Source organism: Paenibacillus sp. FSL F4-0243 (assembly GCF_037963295.1).
Classification (GTDB): domain Bacteria; phylum Bacillota; class Bacilli; order Paenibacillales; family Paenibacillaceae; genus Paenibacillus_AQ.
In genome coordinates, this window is sequence record NZ_CP150151.1 from 4,163,716 (window position 1) to 4,180,567 (window position 16,852).

At 39.3% G+C, this 16,852-nt stretch carries 19 protein-coding genes; 2 read left to right on the top strand and 17 right to left on the bottom strand.

Going from position 1 to position 16,852, the window contains the following annotated elements:
- Window positions 1–28: 28 nt before the first annotated feature.
- The 11 genes from NSS87_RS18395 to NSS87_RS18445 all read right to left on the bottom strand — a co-directional run bounded on the left by NSS87_RS18395 (window position 29) and on the right by NSS87_RS18445 (window position 9,811).
- Complete coding sequence (locus NSS87_RS18395) at window positions 29–373, bottom strand: hypothetical protein (protein WP_339241923.1); 345 nt, start codon at window positions 371–373, stop codon at window positions 29–31.
- Between the two features lie 390 nt (window positions 374–763).
- Entirely contained in the window at window positions 764–1,642 is an 879-nt protein-coding gene (locus tag NSS87_RS18400; RefSeq protein ID WP_042189253.1) for a PhzF family phenazine biosynthesis protein, read from the bottom strand.
- Between the two features lie 204 nt (window positions 1,643–1,846).
- Window positions 1,847–2,641, bottom strand: coding sequence for a hypothetical protein (locus tag NSS87_RS18405; RefSeq protein WP_339241925.1), 795 nt, complete (start codon window positions 2,639–2,641; stop codon window positions 1,847–1,849).
- Window positions 2,642–2,864: 223 nt separating this feature from the next.
- Entirely contained in the window at window positions 2,865–3,104 is a 240-nt protein-coding gene (locus tag NSS87_RS18410) for a hypothetical protein (protein ID WP_339241927.1), read from the bottom strand.
- 482 nt (window positions 3,105–3,586) lie between these two features.
- On the bottom strand, window positions 3,587–4,435 hold the full coding sequence (locus NSS87_RS18415) for a DUF2268 domain-containing putative Zn-dependent protease (RefSeq protein WP_339241929.1): 849 nt from the start codon (window positions 4,433–4,435) through the stop codon (window positions 3,587–3,589).
- A 206-nt stretch (window positions 4,436–4,641) separates the two neighbouring features.
- A complete protein-coding gene (locus tag NSS87_RS18420) occupies window positions 4,642–5,472 on the bottom strand; it encodes a tyrosine-type recombinase/integrase (RefSeq protein ID WP_339241931.1) in 831 nt (276 codons plus the stop codon).
- A gap of 255 nt (window positions 5,473–5,727) precedes the next feature.
- Window positions 5,728–6,528, bottom strand: coding sequence for a phosphotransferase (locus NSS87_RS18425; RefSeq protein WP_339241933.1), 801 nt, complete (start codon window positions 6,526–6,528; stop codon window positions 5,728–5,730).
- 194 nt (window positions 6,529–6,722) lie between these two features.
- On the bottom strand, window positions 6,723–7,073 hold the full coding sequence (locus NSS87_RS18430) for a hypothetical protein (RefSeq protein WP_339241935.1): 351 nt from the start codon (window positions 7,071–7,073) through the stop codon (window positions 6,723–6,725).
- A gap of 214 nt (window positions 7,074–7,287) precedes the next feature.
- Window positions 7,288–7,743 carry a hypothetical protein gene (locus tag NSS87_RS18435; protein ID WP_339241937.1) on the bottom strand — a complete coding sequence of 152 codons (456 nt, stop codon included), beginning with the start codon at window positions 7,741–7,743 and terminating at the stop codon, window positions 7,288–7,290.
- Between the two features lie 95 nt (window positions 7,744–7,838).
- On the bottom strand, window positions 7,839–8,390 hold the full coding sequence (locus NSS87_RS18440) for a glutathione peroxidase (RefSeq protein WP_042189203.1): 552 nt from the start codon (window positions 8,388–8,390) through the stop codon (window positions 7,839–7,841).
- Between the two features lie 251 nt (window positions 8,391–8,641).
- A complete protein-coding gene (locus NSS87_RS18445) occupies window positions 8,642–9,811 on the bottom strand; it encodes an MFS transporter (protein ID WP_339241940.1) in 1,170 nt (389 codons plus the stop codon).
- Window positions 9,812–9,994: 183 nt separating this feature from the next.
- Between NSS87_RS18445 and NSS87_RS18450 the strand changes: the two genes are divergently transcribed.
- Together NSS87_RS18450 and NSS87_RS18455 are read left to right on the top strand one after the other, a co-directional pair.
- On the top strand, window positions 9,995–10,855 hold the full coding sequence (locus tag NSS87_RS18450) for a LysR family transcriptional regulator (protein ID WP_231573292.1): 861 nt from the start codon (window positions 9,995–9,997) through the stop codon (window positions 10,853–10,855).
- A 153-nt stretch (window positions 10,856–11,008) separates the two neighbouring features.
- The gene (locus NSS87_RS18455) at window positions 11,009–11,410 is read left to right on the top strand and encodes a VOC family protein (protein ID WP_339241943.1); all 402 of its coding nucleotides are present in this window, start codon (window positions 11,009–11,011) and stop codon (window positions 11,408–11,410) included.
- An 87-nt stretch (window positions 11,411–11,497) separates the two neighbouring features.
- Here the strand turns inward: NSS87_RS18455 and NSS87_RS18460 are convergent, their stop codons facing one another.
- The 6 genes from NSS87_RS18460 to NSS87_RS18485 all read right to left on the bottom strand — a co-directional run bounded on the left by NSS87_RS18460 (window position 11,498) and on the right by NSS87_RS18485 (window position 16,781).
- Complete coding sequence (locus NSS87_RS18460; RefSeq protein WP_339241945.1) at window positions 11,498–11,806, bottom strand: hypothetical protein; 309 nt, start codon at window positions 11,804–11,806, stop codon at window positions 11,498–11,500.
- 127 nt (window positions 11,807–11,933) lie between these two features.
- Entirely contained in the window at window positions 11,934–12,707 is a 774-nt protein-coding gene (locus NSS87_RS18465) for a phosphotransferase (protein ID WP_339241947.1), read from the bottom strand.
- A gap of 386 nt (window positions 12,708–13,093) precedes the next feature.
- Window positions 13,094–13,708 (bottom strand): hypothetical protein, encoded by a 615-nt coding sequence (locus NSS87_RS18470; RefSeq protein ID WP_339241949.1) that lies wholly within the window; start codon window positions 13,706–13,708, stop codon window positions 13,094–13,096.
- Window positions 13,709–14,026: 318 nt separating this feature from the next.
- Window positions 14,027–14,740: a copper amine oxidase N-terminal domain-containing protein gene (locus NSS87_RS18475; RefSeq protein ID WP_052404332.1), complete on the bottom strand. Its 714-nt coding sequence runs from the start codon at window positions 14,738–14,740 to the stop codon at window positions 14,027–14,029.
- A 656-nt stretch (window positions 14,741–15,396) separates the two neighbouring features.
- A complete protein-coding gene (locus NSS87_RS18480) occupies window positions 15,397–15,900 on the bottom strand; it encodes a DinB family protein (protein ID WP_042189210.1) in 504 nt (167 codons plus the stop codon).
- Between the two features lie 347 nt (window positions 15,901–16,247).
- Window positions 16,248–16,781, bottom strand: a complete 534-nt coding sequence (locus tag NSS87_RS18485; protein WP_042189213.1) for a GNAT family protein — start codon at window positions 16,779–16,781, stop codon at window positions 16,248–16,250.
- Window positions 16,782–16,852 lie beyond the last annotated feature (71 nt).

The following is a 16,852-nucleotide window of genomic DNA, read 5'->3' on the forward strand; positions in this document are numbered from 1 at the left end:
TCTTGTTCTGCATATTCATTACCATTGTCTATACCCAAATAGATATGTAGGAGTTCTTTAGTTCTTTATGTTTTTGTGCTCGTTCGGGAACTCTTTGTAGGATACTTGAAGTTTTGATAACTGCGGAGCGGTAAAATTCACTCCATTCATCAAATTCCATCCAATATGGTAGTTTCGCATATACCACACCTGAAAATTTTAGCCTTGCTTCCCTTACTTTATAAGTAAAGCTATGCTCACTTCTGTCTACTCGCTCAATTACCTTAAGAAAGTAAAACTCAACGGTCTTGTTTTGTTGGTCAATAACGAATTTCTTTATGACTGAATCATACAGTTGTAAATCATCATTACCTTTGTAATCTTCAGTGTTCATATTTTCTCCTTATTTATCCATTTGAAGATCATGCCCTAATTTTTGGAAATCTAGTGCCACTTTTATTTACAGATTACTGCCTGTTAGTTGAACAAAGGGCTACCTCTCGGCAGCCCTCTCATATATTGAACTATAGCGTCCCGTTAGTTCAATGAAACTACGTGTCGTTCACGATCCTTCAACGCAAACGGTCTAGCATTGCGGGAGGGGCTTGTTCGATGGCCTCGAGGAACGCAAAATGATCAAAATCAAGGAAAACGACAGGTTGGATGAAGAACTGTTAATCCGTCTGCTTACGCAAGCATCCTCTGCTATCTAGCCTCGCAGTAGCAAAATAAGCCTATTTGCCCCCTATGGTACGGTGGCTGCAAACAGGCTTTTTGATTCCGCTTATATCATGATATGTCTTCGTTCAATGCCAGCCACTGCACCGCCGACCCGAACCTGATTGATTTCACCGCTCTCGCTCAGGCGCAATCCTGCCTTGATTTCAGAAGGACAATCCATCGAATACCCTTGCCTGAACATGACATTCTCTACCTCCCGCAAAGATCGTTGGCCATGTTGGTACAAATAGCTGAGCAGGGCACCGTTGGATGTTCCTGTCGCGCTCTCCTCGGGAATATCGTACAGCGGCGCAAAATTCCGGCATTCCGCAGCAGCATCGTCTGGAGTATCCATCGTGAACAGATGATATCCAACCACACCATATTTTTCGCTGATGGCGGTTATGGCATCAAAATTTGGCTGAACCTCATTCAAGAGCTTCCTGCTGCGGATCGGGATCATAATGTCCCGCAGGCCCGTCGAAACAATCTGGATCGGCAACCCGGTTTCCAGACCCTCGGCATCCATCCCCAAAGATGGGGCGATTTCCTCACAGGATATCCTTTCAAGAAATTGAGGTAAAGCCTGTGACAAATAAACAAGACCCTCGGAGCTAATATCGACATCCAGAATCCCTGCCTTGGTTTCTATCGAATAGGAGGTCCCTTCCTTTGACAAACCCAGCGAATGCATTAGTCCAAATGCAGCAATCGTGGCGTGTCCGCACAGATCAACTTCGCTGGCGGGGGTGAAATAGCGGATTTTGTAATCCGCAAGCAGAGATTTTTCCATAAAGGCCGTCTCCGAAAGGCCCAATTCCTTCGCTATGAGCTGCATTTCGGCAGCATCCAGAGAAAGGCCATCCTCCAAGACAACGCCTGCTGGATTACCGCCACGCTCCCCTTTCGCAAACGCATTTAACGTATACACTTCCACATTCATGTTCCGCTCTTCCTCTCTTTATCTTCAAAAAACCGATGTGCGCAACCGCACGTCCCACTCGCATTCAAGATCTTCCTTTTATCAATTTATTACTAGGTAAAGACGACAGGAGCGATTGAATTGTTGCGTTAATCTGCCCGTTAGTTGAACAAAGGGCTACCTCTCGGCAGCCCTCTCATTATTGAACTATAGTTCTCCGTTAGTTTAACCAAATTTCGGATTCACCAAGTCTCTAACATCGAATGCCGAAAGAGACTTTAAACCAATTTTTTTAAGATAAGATAAACGCAGTTCTAGATCATTAATCAATTCGCAATAATTATCTAACACTTGCTTGTCGAGACAATTTCGTAATTTCTGGAGAAACAATAGTGATTCTGAAATCGGCATTCTCAACACATCTGAAAGGGAATTCCCCATAACCAAGCGTTCCTGCTCCAACAAGCATTCGGTACAATTTGGGCACTTATCATGTCTGGAGAATAATTTTATCGCCCAAAGGTTTCCTTTACTAGTTGTTCCTGCATCACGCATATATTTCAAATCGAAAACGCATCCACGATAATAGTTTCTAAGTTCCTTTTTCTTGTGAACGTATGTTACAGGTTCCTTATCATATCCATAAAGTAAAATATCAGTAAATCGCTTATCCTGCTCAGCAAGTGGCCGTTCAAAGTTAATTCCGATCATTTTAGCCAATTCTCTGATCTTTACAACAGGTCCGCAGTTAGTACCCGCCCATAAAAGCACAGCTCCTTTTTTAAGCGAGAGTTCAGTTGCGACCATACGACTTGGATCTATATCACCAATGACAGTGCCTATGCCATTACATGTAGGGCATGTTGGAGTGCTTTCTAGTAAAGACCAAGTGCCGTCTTTCTCCTTGGCCTCCCCAATATTCGCATACAATGCCGAAAGATGTTCTAACACTCCAGTAATTGTACTAACAAGGGATCCTCTTTTGGCGTTAAACTTTTTATGGGAAAGAACAAATTCCAATTAAAAAACCCCCTTTGGCTGTTTGCTCGATACCCTTTAATCATACTAATTACTTGTTTCTGTGTAAATATTTCCCTTAAAACTTTCCTACCCAATAGCTTAATGAGGCCGCCGTTCTTGCCGGCAGCCTCGTCTTATTTGCTGGCCTAAACTAACGTCTCCCGTTAGTTCTAAACGGATTGTTTGGATAGATCATGGTCTCGATATATGGTAAAAACCCGATTTACATGAAATTTGTTCTTAGTCTAATTGCTTTTAGTTTTGGAATTTCACTATTAATGAAATTTTCTAGATCTATTGATAGTTTATGAATTCCGCGAAATATGAATTTACCTTTTGATTTAGTATAATTGCAGAGAATTAATCTTGTATTAAACAACCCAGTTTTTAAGTCCATTTCATCAATTTCAATTTCTGCAATTATAAAATCATTTGATATTCTGGGTTCACCAATAATTCTCAAAATATTGCCTCCTTATTATTATTGACTTAAAAATCCGCCAAATAACTATGCTCTCCTGCCCGTTTACTTCAACGAGCAACGGCAACCGATCGTGTGGCCGGCTACCGTCATGTCTGGTGCTATCGTGTCCCGTTAGTGTAACTTCACCTAGCTGAGTTACCTTTTCGATTACGACTATCCTATGTCTTTTTGTCAACAATGACCACAATGGTTTGAAGTCAAGAGTGGGGCAACCTGTTCCGCTTCCGGCCATAAACACAAGTGTCTTTCCTCCATTCCCTTCCAAAAAAAATGCATTTCAAGGCCATTGACGTTGACAAGTTTTCCTGGCGCAGAATGTATTAATTCCTTTTTCATCCCTTATCATATTACATATTATGTATTATTTGTAATTACTTTCTTATCAAAAATATGGGAATGCTTTTTTGAATAATGTATAAAATTATTAAACTTTTAGGAAAAAAGGTGAATAAGAATAACGCTTATTTTGTATAATTTTGATAAATAACCTGTGATGACATTGTAGTTAATTCACAGATTGTGTACCCTTTGGTGATTAAATCGTGAATTATATACATACCAATGAAATATCCGCTTAAAGGATATTCGGTAGCATCATCACCACTCCACATAAAAAACTGACTCATTTTCTCTGCGGTCAAGGGTGTCCCAAATTCGTTTACAACCGCCTTTTCTAACGAATTTTTATTATTCATGAGTTTCATTGTTTTATTTATTGGCAATCCCATTACTTCCGCCACTATCTCAATAGTTAAGTCAAAATCACAACTGCCATATTTGAAAGCGACAGGACAATAAGTGCCCAAACCTTCCGATATTACCCGTTCGGTGAAGTCAAACATATCTATGTTTTGTAAAATAGCACCGCGCACCATATGATTTAGTTCATGCGGAATTAATGACTCGACGTTTGATTCACTTATATTTCTGTCAATTCCAATGTAAGCATAGGGGTTTCCGTGATTAACCGGAAGCGCAACGCCTCCGTGCATACCTAGATCAAGCCCTATGTATAAATCAAAATCGCCATGATAATTCAACAATTTAATGGTTTTATTCACTGTCTTGACAATCTTATCAACAATACCGTTATTTATATTTTCTTTCGCTTTCGCAAGACAAGAATTAAAGTCACACTGTTCTATCATTGATTGCAAATTGCTAATATCAGTCATATAAAAATACTTAAAAATACCGTCATATAAATCTGGATATTTTTCAGTATAACACTTATAAGCGTTAAATTTGTCCTGAATTTTTGACATGTCACACATCTCATTGTAGTTGTCAATCATTTTTATTATTCTCATCTAAACAACTCCCAAAATATAATTTTAAAATTTCCGAATAGACAGCATCGTAGTCATTTCATTCCTCCAAAGATTGGATATTTCACATTAAATATTCGTGGGAAAGTAATCCATTCCTTTTTTTGGAATTGTGATAAACTGCCCTTTAGTTGAATAGCGGCAGAATTCTAAAAGGGATCTGCCGCTATTATATGCTAAAAAAATCGTCAATACATTTCTCTCCTGCGTTCGCCACGAAGTTGTGCGTATATTTGCGTGGTTGAGGCTTTCTCATGACCCAACATACCTTGGATGAAATCCAAGGGAACACCGTTATCAAGGAGTTGGCAAGCATAGGTATGTCGAAAGCGATGCCGATAAACATTCGTTTCAATCTCTCCTCGATCTGCAAGCCGTTTTAATGCCCACCTTATTGTAGGAATAGCCATGCGTTTAGTTGGGTTGGTATCCGTTACGAATAAAGCTTTACAGGTATCTCCACGACTGGTCAGGCACTTCCTTAACCATACTTTGCACTCTGTCGTAAAGTACACTTCTCTCTGCTTGGAGCCCTTACCGTTTACGACTATAGAGCAGTTTTCCCAGTTGAGATCCTCGATGTTTATCCTCTCTACTTCCCCGACTCGACAGCCAGTACAATAGAGAAGCTCAAGCAGCGCTCTTTCTCTTAATGTTTGGCACGAGATCTTAAGATGAATAACATCTTCCTCGACTAAAAACATAGGAATTCGCTTGTCCAATTTGGGTTCTCTTAGTTTTAAAGAAGGATTTGAAGTCAGGTAAGTCTCTTCATACGCATAGCGAAACAGGGATCGGACGAACCGAATTCGATGCCCTAGGCTGCTTGGCTTCAAACGTTCTGCTTGTTTCGCCAAATATTGCTTCAGCATTGGCAATGTAATCTCCGCTATCTCGGGATCACCTAGTTCCGTCATTAGCATTTTGTTTTGGAGGACGTAGGCGTTCAATGTTCTCGGACTATATCCTTGAATTCGTTTATCAGCCTCATATAGATGCCACAACTCACTTAACTTCATAATAAAACCTCCCCGTAGAAGCTATTACAACTAGGTTTGCTTCTAAAGGGAGGTTTTAATCTTCTAACCTGCTTGAGCTAGCGTTCCTCGTTAGCTTAACGGCATGACGCACGGGTCCGACGGACTTCGCCATTGTAGAATTGTCTGACTGATAGCTCTTCCTAGAGATGCTTCGGACAGAATCAAGGAGTGAATGCGACTCAGCATACGGTGTTACAGGATGTCAACGCCTTCTTAGAGTTACTACTATATAAATCACAATAATAAAGTATCGATAATTTGATGAAATTTCATTCTATCCTCGTCTAATTCAGATATTCCATATCCTTTCATAAATTCAACTATTTCTTCTTTCCTATCTGTATAATAAGTAAGACTTTTTACAAGATAATAAATATCATAGTATGGATCTGATATCCCTGAAGCTCCTAAATCAATAAATGCTTCAATACATCCATTATTTATCATAACGTTTCCAGAACCATAGTCACCATGAGTAAAAACTAGTTCCTCTGTCGACGCTTTATTCATTTCCAAAAAATCAATTAGTTGCTCAATAGTATGGTTGGGAAATGAGTTATTAATAGCCTCTATGACTTCATGTTTTCTCTCATTAATATTGTTTTTGACCATATCAATCAGTTTTTCTGGCAAAAAATCATTGAAAAAGCAATTATCAATGGGAACATTGTGTATTGTTCTTAAACCTTCTCCTAAAATATAGCCTAGACTTTTATCTCCCTCTTCCTGCTGGTATTCTTCCGCAGTACAACCTTCTATATAGGTCATAACTAAATATTCCTTTCCATTCTCCTTCTGATAACTTATTACTTTAGGAGAAGGAATCACATCATTTACCCATTTTAGTCTTTCTGCTTCGTCCATTAAACTTCCAGAATCTTTAACGTTTTTTTCTTTCAACACATATTTTACAGAATTATCAAACTCTAAAATGTGCAAAGATTGATAATGTCTTCCTTTTTCAATGATTGTAGTTTTAAGTAATTCTGACTGATTTACTAATTTACTTGGCATTGAGAATCGGTTATTCATCATTTTGTACTCCTCATTTGTGTATCTTGGCGTTATTTCCAATATCGTCTTATCACGGACTCTATAAATAATTCATATGTAGAGTATTCGCGAAACTTTTCAACTAACCTGCACGTTAGTTGAACAAAGGGCTACCTCTCGGCAGCCCTCTCATTATTGAACTATAGTTCCCCGTTAGCGTAACGTCATTTCTCCATCTACAACGGATTTTCACAACTCCACTCGCATACCAGTCTTCCGAAATTATCCAGATACTTAGCCAGATATTTTTCAAGATTTTTGATTCCTATAATATTAATTTCATGAATCGATTCGACAAGTTCGTCGTCTGTAACATCCCATTCATTTTCTAGATACGTTGTGGGTACCTCATATTTCCTTAAGTAAAACCTAGCCGATTCAGGTTCTAACTTATTTAAGTATTTCTGTTCATTAATAACCTGTACTTTTACGAAAGCTCGATTCATTTCAGTGTTAGCTTCAAGTTCACAAGCAAGGCCAACCCCAGTCATTAAATTGTTAATTTGACGTGTATCGAAGACCTGCACCTTTCACTTCCTCCTTTTCCTAATTAACTCTTCAACGTGTGTCATGGGATATAATCCCAACTAATTTTAGATCATATTGGTAGTATTCTATCCGTTAACATAACAAGAAGCAGCTGGTCCTCAAGGCAGTCTACTTCTGCCTGTATTGAGCTATCGTTCTCAGTTAGATTAACTGCACCTACCGTAGCCGTCTCCATTCTTTAGGAACATTTAGTTATATGGCGGGTACAAAACATGGGCTAAACCGCTCATCTTCCTTAAACTGATTAGTGTAGACTAGAATAGATTCATTTATTGAGGTTATTTCAGTAGGTGATATATTGCCCTGTTCTAATTTTTCGTATATACCATCAGGTAAATCAGAACTTTCATAATCTACACCCATTTCACTAAACCAGCCCTCGAAATGAATGCTTTGGGGACCTCCCATTCCATGAGGACATCCATAAAGACTCCTATTCTCATCTGTACAATGGCACCACCATGTTACACCATTAATTGCTATCCCGACTTGTGTGAGTTCAAATACTAAATTTCGAATATATCTAGAGTCAGTTATTATGTCGATATAACCATGTCCGACAGGTTGTGCTTTATTTCTTTCAAGTATATCTTCAACTTGTTTCTGTTTGCCTTCTTGATTTAACCTTAAAGACCCCAGATAATTCATGTTTAGCACTTCCTGACTTATAGATTTTTATTTGTATTTATTCGATTACTCATTCAACTAGCCTGCCCGTTAGCTTAATCACTAATCTGATTCATTTACTTTAAAAGAAGTGATTCAATAAATACCTCTATGTCAAATGGTTCAGTCGTAGTTTCGTATCTACCATATATATGGCCGTTTCGATCGATTAAAAACTTTGAGAAATTCCACTTGATCCCGTCACCGGCATATATGTCCGGATACTTTTCCAGCAGAAAATCCTGCATCCATTGACCGCCTGATGTCTCAGTATCGAACCCTTGAAATGGTGCTTGCTGTGTTAAATATTGAAATAACGGATGAGCAGACGGTCCCCTAACCTCAACTTTCTCGAATAAAGGAAACTTAACTCCAAAGTTGCTCTCACAATATTCACGTACTTCCGAGTTACTCTCTGGCTCTTTCTCGTTAAATTGGTTACAAGGAAAACCTAGTATTTCAAACCCTTGCTCATGGTGTATTTCGTAAAGCCTTTGAAGATCAGGTAATTGGCGAGAATAGCTGCATCTACTAGCAGTGTTCAGAATAAGCAGAACTTTTCCACGATAAATTGACAATTCAACAGGCTCACCCTTAATTGACTTCGCTTGAAAATCATAAATAGACATCAGACCATTCCTCCGCAGTATTATTATAAATAACATAATATAGCTACAGGCTTTTATTGGTCTAATATATAAAAGAAATAATCTTTATAGAATGAACCTATAATCAAATATTACCTTAGTATATTGCCCGTTTAATTTACTAGAAAAGAGGAGCTACCATATAGGAAGCTCCTCTACTTATTTCCCCCCAACAAAATCCGTTTCTAAATTCATCATGAAAATAGTACATCCTCTCAGCTCTGGGGCTTATCCTAACTCGCTGGAGAACTTTTTTTATTACCTATAGCCAATTGAACGATAATCTGAAGCACGATGATTACAGCCAAACCATAGAATGCTTGGACGAAGCTGCCCGTTGCATCGTGGAGCCAGCCAATGGCTAGCGGCCCAAGCGCTCCGAGAATGTAGCCACCTGATTGGGTCATTGCGGACCAGCTACTGGCTTCCTGAGCATTGCTTGTTTCATCAATGGGCAACATCAGTGCAATCGGGAACAGTCCACCTGCTCCAATACCGAGTGGAATCGCCGCGAGCCAGGGGCTAACGGATATGTTCAGCATCAGGACACCCATCAACTCTAATAACGCACACCCGACAAGCCAGAATACACGTCTTTGGTAACGGTGTACAAGCATGGGAATGAACAACGTAGAGGGCAGAGATATCAATGTAAATAAGGTTTGGATGTTGCCGGCCGTCTCTTGACTATACCCCTGGCTTTGGATTGCTGGCGCAAGCCAAGCGGTCAACGAGTAGAAGATCGCTGCCATCAGCCCGAAGAATAATGTCAGCATCCAGGCACGCTTGTTGTTCACTGGAAGTGGTGAATTAAGTACACTCGAGATTTTACCGGATTGTCGATCTATGCGCGCAGACCAGGCTAATCTCAACCAGATCGGCAATGCAATGGCTGCGAGAAATGCCCATACAGCCAACGAGCCCCTCCACGAACCACCCAGCGTATGCTGAAGCGGAACCGATAATCCCACACTAATGCTGGCCCCCATCACCATCGCTGTAGAGTAGATGCCCACCATAGCTGCCACTCGGTCAGGGAAGTACTGCTTAATGAAGCTGGATAATAGCGGCCCTGCCAATGCAATTCCTACACCGGACAGAAAAGAAGTGAACATCATCAATGGAGTTGTACCAACAAACCATCGTAATCCAGTACCTAACCCAATGAGGATTAAAGCCAGAACAATTGCGCCCTCATTCCCCCACTTTCTGCTTAATCTTACGGAGAACGGAGCAAATATGCCCATGCATAATACCGGAAGTGTGGTTAACAGACTGGCGGTAATCCCGCTTATACCCAGATCATTCTGTACGGTGCTCATTAGAGGTGAAATGGATGTAATAGGTGGTCGTAAATTCAGTGAAGCCAGGATAAGCGCTAGGACGATATAAAAAAGTTTCATTATGAATCACCTCATGGTAGTAGTATCGTTACATTCACCCATCATCCTATTTTTTAACGACAGATCGTTGGGTGGTGCACGATTAAGTATAGAATCTTTAGAATGATTGAACAATACTATAGTTTCTATTAAAATGATTACTAAAACCAGTGATTAGAGGTAATACATATGGAGATTCGTCAGATGGAAAACTTCATTGCTGTTTGTGAGGAGCTTCATTTTACACGAGCAGCTGAGAAGCTCGGTATATCTCAACCTACGTTGAGCCAACAAATACGCGCGCTCGAGGATGAACTCGGTGTTCCCTTATTTGACCGAGTCGGCAAAAAGATTGTGATGACCCAGGCAGGAAATCTGTTTCTGGAGCACTGTGTACAGATGATTCGGCATTTACAGAATACCCAGGATGCGTTAGCTGAACTCCGCAATGATCAACGAGGTCGCTTAGTAATTGGTGTTCTTCCTTCCGATCTGGACTATCGGCTCACTCCATTGCTCGTGAATTTTCATGCACGATTCCCCAAGGTACAACTGAAGGTTATCTCTTCGATCTATGTCTTGAATCAAGTGCTCGATAATGAAGTAGACATCGGTATCGAGATCACGTCTGCTCCTGATGATCGGCTTGTACGCATTCCTTTGTGCAGTGAAGAATATGTACTCGTCGTTTCCGAGAATCATGATTGGGCTGAACGAAGCACGATCGGAATCCAAGAACTGCGAAATATCCAAACTGTGATGTTCCCCGAAGGATTTACAGGCAGAGAACTGGTTGATGGCTATTGCCGTAAATATGGATTCAGTTTAAATACGATCATGGAGACCAGTTCGGCTACTTCCATTATTAGCTTGGTTAAAGCCAACGTCGGAGGAACATTGCTGCCTTATCGTTTGATCCAAGCGATGAATGAACCAACTCTACGCTGCATCCGAATTACAGACGATCCGCCATACCGTCACTTTGAGATCATTCATAGGTCCGACCGTTTTCTGACAAAATCGGCCAAGGCATTTATTGAGAAAACTATCGAGTATTTCAATTAAGAGTGAGTTGCGATATAGAGAAGAGAAGTTACTAAGGAAACCGCATAATGCATGACAGAAATGTCATTGCGGATTCTTTTGTAAGATTCGCTTCTGCTGCCAGAACTAGAGTATAGTAGGAGTTGTTAAAAATATATTCAGGAGGCTATAGCCATGCCACAGGAGATCTGGATTAACCTGCCGGTCAAAGATGTTGAGAGGTCAACTGCCTTTTTCAATGAGATTGGATTCCATGCAGTGAGCGTTGGTAACGAGAGAGCCAAGCTTGACATAGGCCAAACAACGATTCTGCTGTTCCCGGATGCAGCGTTTGAGAAATTCACAGGTTCTAAAACCGCAGATACTTCCCATAGCGCAGAAGTAATATTCTCCATTGGCGCTGAAAGCAGAGAAGAAGTAGATGCCTTTATTCAAAAAGTAGAGTCTGCCGGAGGTAACATCTTTGGCAAGCCGAGTGAAACTAACGGTTGGATGTACGGCGCAGGATTTGCCGACCTGGACGGTCACCGCTGGAACCTGCTGTACATGGATGAGAGCAAAATGCCTAAAAGCTAATATGAAAACGCCGGTCACCTGTTTAAGGTGACTGGCGTTTTTTTCACACCCACTATAATCTCATATCTGTAATTCAAATCACCTGGGTTAGCCTATCGTTTCTTTGACCAATAAAGAAGCATATCCTTTTTTTCTTAAATATAAAGGGGTAGCAATTGAACCAATCCCTTTTACAATTTGGTCATCAGAAAGATTTAGATCATATACGATGAGGGAGCTTAATAGTTGCTTTGTATCTGTTGCTTCAAGAACGTACCACTTTCCCTTTTTATACTTTTTGGAAGCCTGGCACATAGTTATATATTCTTCATATGGCAGATTATCTCCCCAAACATCATAGCCCATCTTATAAATTTCGATCATTTCCTCTTTTGTTGCTTCCCTAATTTTTTTCAAAGTACCTCTCCTTTTGTTTATGCGGTTATAGATTCTTTTCGACAATAAGCTTATCATGATCTCTTTTCTTCTGAAGCAAAACTGCTCCCAAAATATCTGGGCTAACGTTCGCCGTTCGTTGAACAAACTACTCCCAGTAAGGAGTACCACTAAAGAGAAATTCTTCTTTATTTACATATCGCTTAAATTCCCGACTTGCTAATTTACTAATGTGACTGGGTAACCACTCATTAGATTCAGGCAGCCCAAGCCAAAAATTCATTGTTTCGAGTTGGGCTGCTACAAAGAAACCTTCCAAACGTTGAACATAGTTATGAGGCAGGTCGAATTGTTTTGCGTATGATTCTAGCAACTGGTTTCTGAATGCTGGGTGGATATAAGAAAGTGTCCAACCTAAATCGAATAAATAATATCCGAACCCACAAGCTCCAAAATCAATAGCTCTAGCTTCTTGTTCATGAAACACAAAATTACTTGGAATCAAATCTGCGTGAATTATCCCCCAATTGCCTGGTGTTCTTTCTATGTCGTTCATCATTAAAATTGCACACTCTCCGGCCAATTGCAGAATTTCCACATCATTTTTATCGAGCTCACCAGCGTTAGCAAGCTGTTTTAGCTTTTCTAATGATTGTGAAATTCTAGAATTATCAAATGACGGTCGAGTAAATGATGACGGAATTTTCCAAAAAGATGATTGTTTATGAAGCTTTCCGATCAATTCGCCTACGCACTCGGCATCATTGACTGTTGGAACAAATTGTTTTTGATCACCATCTACCCATTTTAACAATGTACAGTTTATGTCAGCTATCTTAGTAACATATTCACCAATGTTATTTTTTATAGGTGATGGCAACACCAGATTTGTATCATTTGTTAATGATTCCAGCCAAATCATTTCTGAATGGATGACTTTTCCTCAGACCAAATACTTTCCATCGAATCATTTTTTGATAGATGTATTCGCAAACTATAACAGTTACTTTCCTTATCTGTCACTTTATAGATGGTGTTTGCATTTTGTCCAATATGAGCTATTGATTGATAAGTAATTGGATAACAAGTTAATGCTTCTATAGCAATATTCTGAGTATTTAGCACGGTATCTTCTCCCCTTGAAACAACCGAATAAGGACATCGTACCATAATATTTTCCAATAGTTTGAGAGAGAACACTTATATTTATATTTTATCCATCACTTAGTTTATTAAGATAACCTGCTCATCTATATGTATTATTCAACTATCGTGTCCCGTTAGCGGAACGCTTAATATACTTTTTTATTACTTTCCTCCAAGATGAAACACACCAATTACGGTTTCACCATCAACTTCATAGAGCGGAATATCACGACCACCTGGTGATCTACTGTTCTGTATCGCAATGGCTTCCTCGGGTGATTTTGGTAGCTCAACGTCTAAGTCTTTTTTCAGCACATATCCTTCAGTGCCATCCACACCTATAGCACTGATTAATTCAGGTTCCGTTTCTGGAGAAGTAGCATCTGCGCCAGAACCATATGTCTTTCCGTTTTTATTTTTAGGATAGTTCATATTCTTAGCGCCAATATGAAAAGAACCAATTATGGTTTTCCCATAAACATCATACACTGGGACATCGCCAGGTTCACCGAGATAATCTTTTTTCAGCAGATAGCCTTTAATGCCATTCACAATTCCTGCATGGATTAAGTCAGGTAGCATTTCAACGGAGCTGGCTTCTTCAGCAGAACCGTATGTCTGTCCATGTTCATTTTCAGGATAGCTCGTATAATTAGTGTGGCTTTGATTAGTCGTACCTTTAGCATACGTGCTTTGGAATATCATTACACTTCCTACAACACAAACGATAAAAACCATACCCATCAATATTCTAATACTTTTAGAATACATCCGCATATTTGTTCACTCCTAAAAGTTTTCTCGCTCTTTACTCTATAGCCGTTGTCTGTACGTTGACATAAAGTTGCCTACATAAATGACACAAATTTACCTACATTGTTATTAATAACATTAAAGTATCCTTCAATACATATGGCCTTCCTTATTACCGATAAGTTTGTTATTCATGGTAAGAATAAAGACCATTGAATCTATAAAATGAATGATCACATCATCCATATCTTCACCATACATTAGCGATAAATCATTACGATAAAACGATTCCGTTTCAATCACTACTAGACAGATAGGGAAGCGTCTTATTTTTTGATTGGTTTACTGTGGAATGCTTTGAATAATATCACCGTAATTAAGGCCTGTGTATTTAAATGTTTTTACAGTTCCATCACTAAGCCTGTAATAACCCAAATAGGTACCATTATTATAATTATAAGAATCATTGTAAATATCGGAAATATACTCAGGTCTACTGCCGCCCAACGTAGTGGTATCATAACCAGGTATATTTACATCAGAAAATTGCCATATGGCCTTTGCCGTTCCATCATTAATCTCAACCACTGTTGTTACTGTTCCATTACTATAGGTATAGCGAGTAGTCTCTTTGGAGGCAAATGTATACGTGTAGTATTGAGAATTATCACTTTCTGCACTTACATCAGGTTTAAATGAGTAATTAATTGGTAAAGAAATGGCTACCAGGCGCGCCTGCTTTAAGTCTGATGAATTTATTGCGCTGAGATCAGGAATAAAGTTTTTGGATTGAATGAATAAAATCCCTCGTGTCTTTTCATAGTATAAGCTATATCCAAAAGCTTCACTAACAAACTTTGCGGGGACCATCATGCGACCATTATAATTATTTGCTTCACTATCCATTTGTACAGGTTTCCCATTTTTATAAGCAATACTCTCACCCTGAACCATTTGAAATATTTCATTAGAAGAATTAGTAATTGTTGCAGTGTGGCTTTTAGCGTCCCACGAATAATTGAGTCCGAGGGAAGCAAGCGTTCTAATTGGAACCATAATTCTACCCGCCTGTATAAAAGGATTAGTATCGGTAGAAATAAAAGATCCGTTAATGTTGACGTTTATAGATCTTGTTGTTGAGTTGGTAGTTGTAGAAGCAGCCGAACTAACGCTCGGAAGCATCAATAAAATTATTAAACAGATAGGAAACAACTTTTTAATGATAGACATATACAATTAATTCATTCCCTTCCAATTATTTTCACAATGTTTATAACGCGAAATTAAAAAAATGTTGCGCTATATATTTTTTAAAAAGGTATTGCGTAACGATACATTATAAAATGTAAGCCAATACAAATACTCAGGCTTATGAGAAGATTGATATATAGCCCGTAATAATAAAAATAACCCTTTATGAACAAAAACATAAGGGGTTATTTTTATTAATATTGAAAGGGGAATTTAATTGATCGTACTCTAGTTGTATTATTATGTCATAATTTAACTGTCCTGCCCGTTAGTTGAACAATAAAAAACGACTGCCGAAGCAACCGCTATTCCACTAACGTTTCCCGTTAGTTCAATAGAATCAACAGTTTCAGTCCGATGGTATCCTCTTGTCTATGATTCAAGCCACCACTTTCAATCCTATGATAAAATACTTATAAATCCCACTATAGCCAAACGGCCAAAGCGGATATAATCTTACTCTAAATTACTGGAGGTAGCGCTCCGTACTCGGCCCACTGCTCTTTTGTCGGGCCGTAAAGATCCGGCACACGAAGGCCTGCCTGACGCATCAGGACTGTCATCTGGCCACGATGATGAATCTCATGCTTTACGAGAATATCCAGCATTAAGCCGTTTGGCCATTGATCACCATACATATCGCTCATGATAAGCAGATTCTCATCTTTCCAACTGGACTGCATAGCATCAAGGAGCGCTTGTGAGGTCCTCTTATAGACTGACGCGATGTCTGCTGCCGAAGCTGGCACCGGCATATCTTCGCCCGGTCCTTCGAAAGACAGTCCCGTCCGAGATGGCATTTCGTGCAACGTCTGTACAAGGTGCCATGCAACACGTCCAAGCGTTCTATGATCGCTTGTTATCTGTTGGCCAAGAGACTCGTCGGTCAGCATCTCCAGTGTCCGCATTGTTGCTTCCGTTTCATTCTGCCAAGTTGCGGCAAAATCTTTAATGTGTTTATACATATCCAACATCTCCTTTTTGTAATGGAATCAAGCTTATTATACCGAACATTAGTTCGCAAGTAAATATTTACATTTACTTAAACTACCCCCGTTAACCAAACGAAGCTGCCGAAAATCATTGCGCTAATCCCGAAATGTAATTAACTACGTATGGTTAATACTTTTGATCATTTTGTTTACGCTAGCCTGCCCGTTAGTTGAACAAAGGGCTACCTCTCGGCAGCCCTCTCATTATTGAACTATAGTTCCCCGTTAGCTTAATATGATATGCTTTAACGCTCGGAAAGCGGCAGCTAAGAAGTTTCTTCAAAAATTAGTGTAAAATCACTTTTCAAGCACATCCGCCCTTACAGATTCATTTCTCGATAATCACTGTCCAGTATACTGTAAAAGAATTGATTTACCCATTTACCTTGCCAGGATAGTTCTTCTCTAAATATTCCTTCTCTGACCATTCCTGTCCTTTCCAATACCTTGTATGAAGCGATATTGAATTCATTGCACATAGCAACCACTTTATGCGCATTCCAATCTTCAAAAGCATACTTCAACGCTATTTTTGCAGCTTCTACAGAATATCCATGCCCTCGATATTCAGGAAAGATACAATAACCAATTTCCCAACTTTCACGCTCTTTTGCATACCAATGAATATGCAGTTCTCCTATAGGTGTTTTTTTTGGATCATCAAGCTTTATTATGTATTGTTTATACCAATCACTATTAATTTTTTCTACTACATTCTTCCTAACTGCTTCCTTATCGGATAAAATAGCATCTTCGAAGTGCCATAAGGAAGTGCAAGTTTTTTTATCAACAATGAATTCTACATCGTCTAAAGTTGCCTGAGATAATATAATTCTTTCAAATCTTTTCACCATCCAATTTGGTTTTATTGTGATTTCATATAACGGATTATTAGCGAACTTCTTAAATAACTCTATATGTAGAG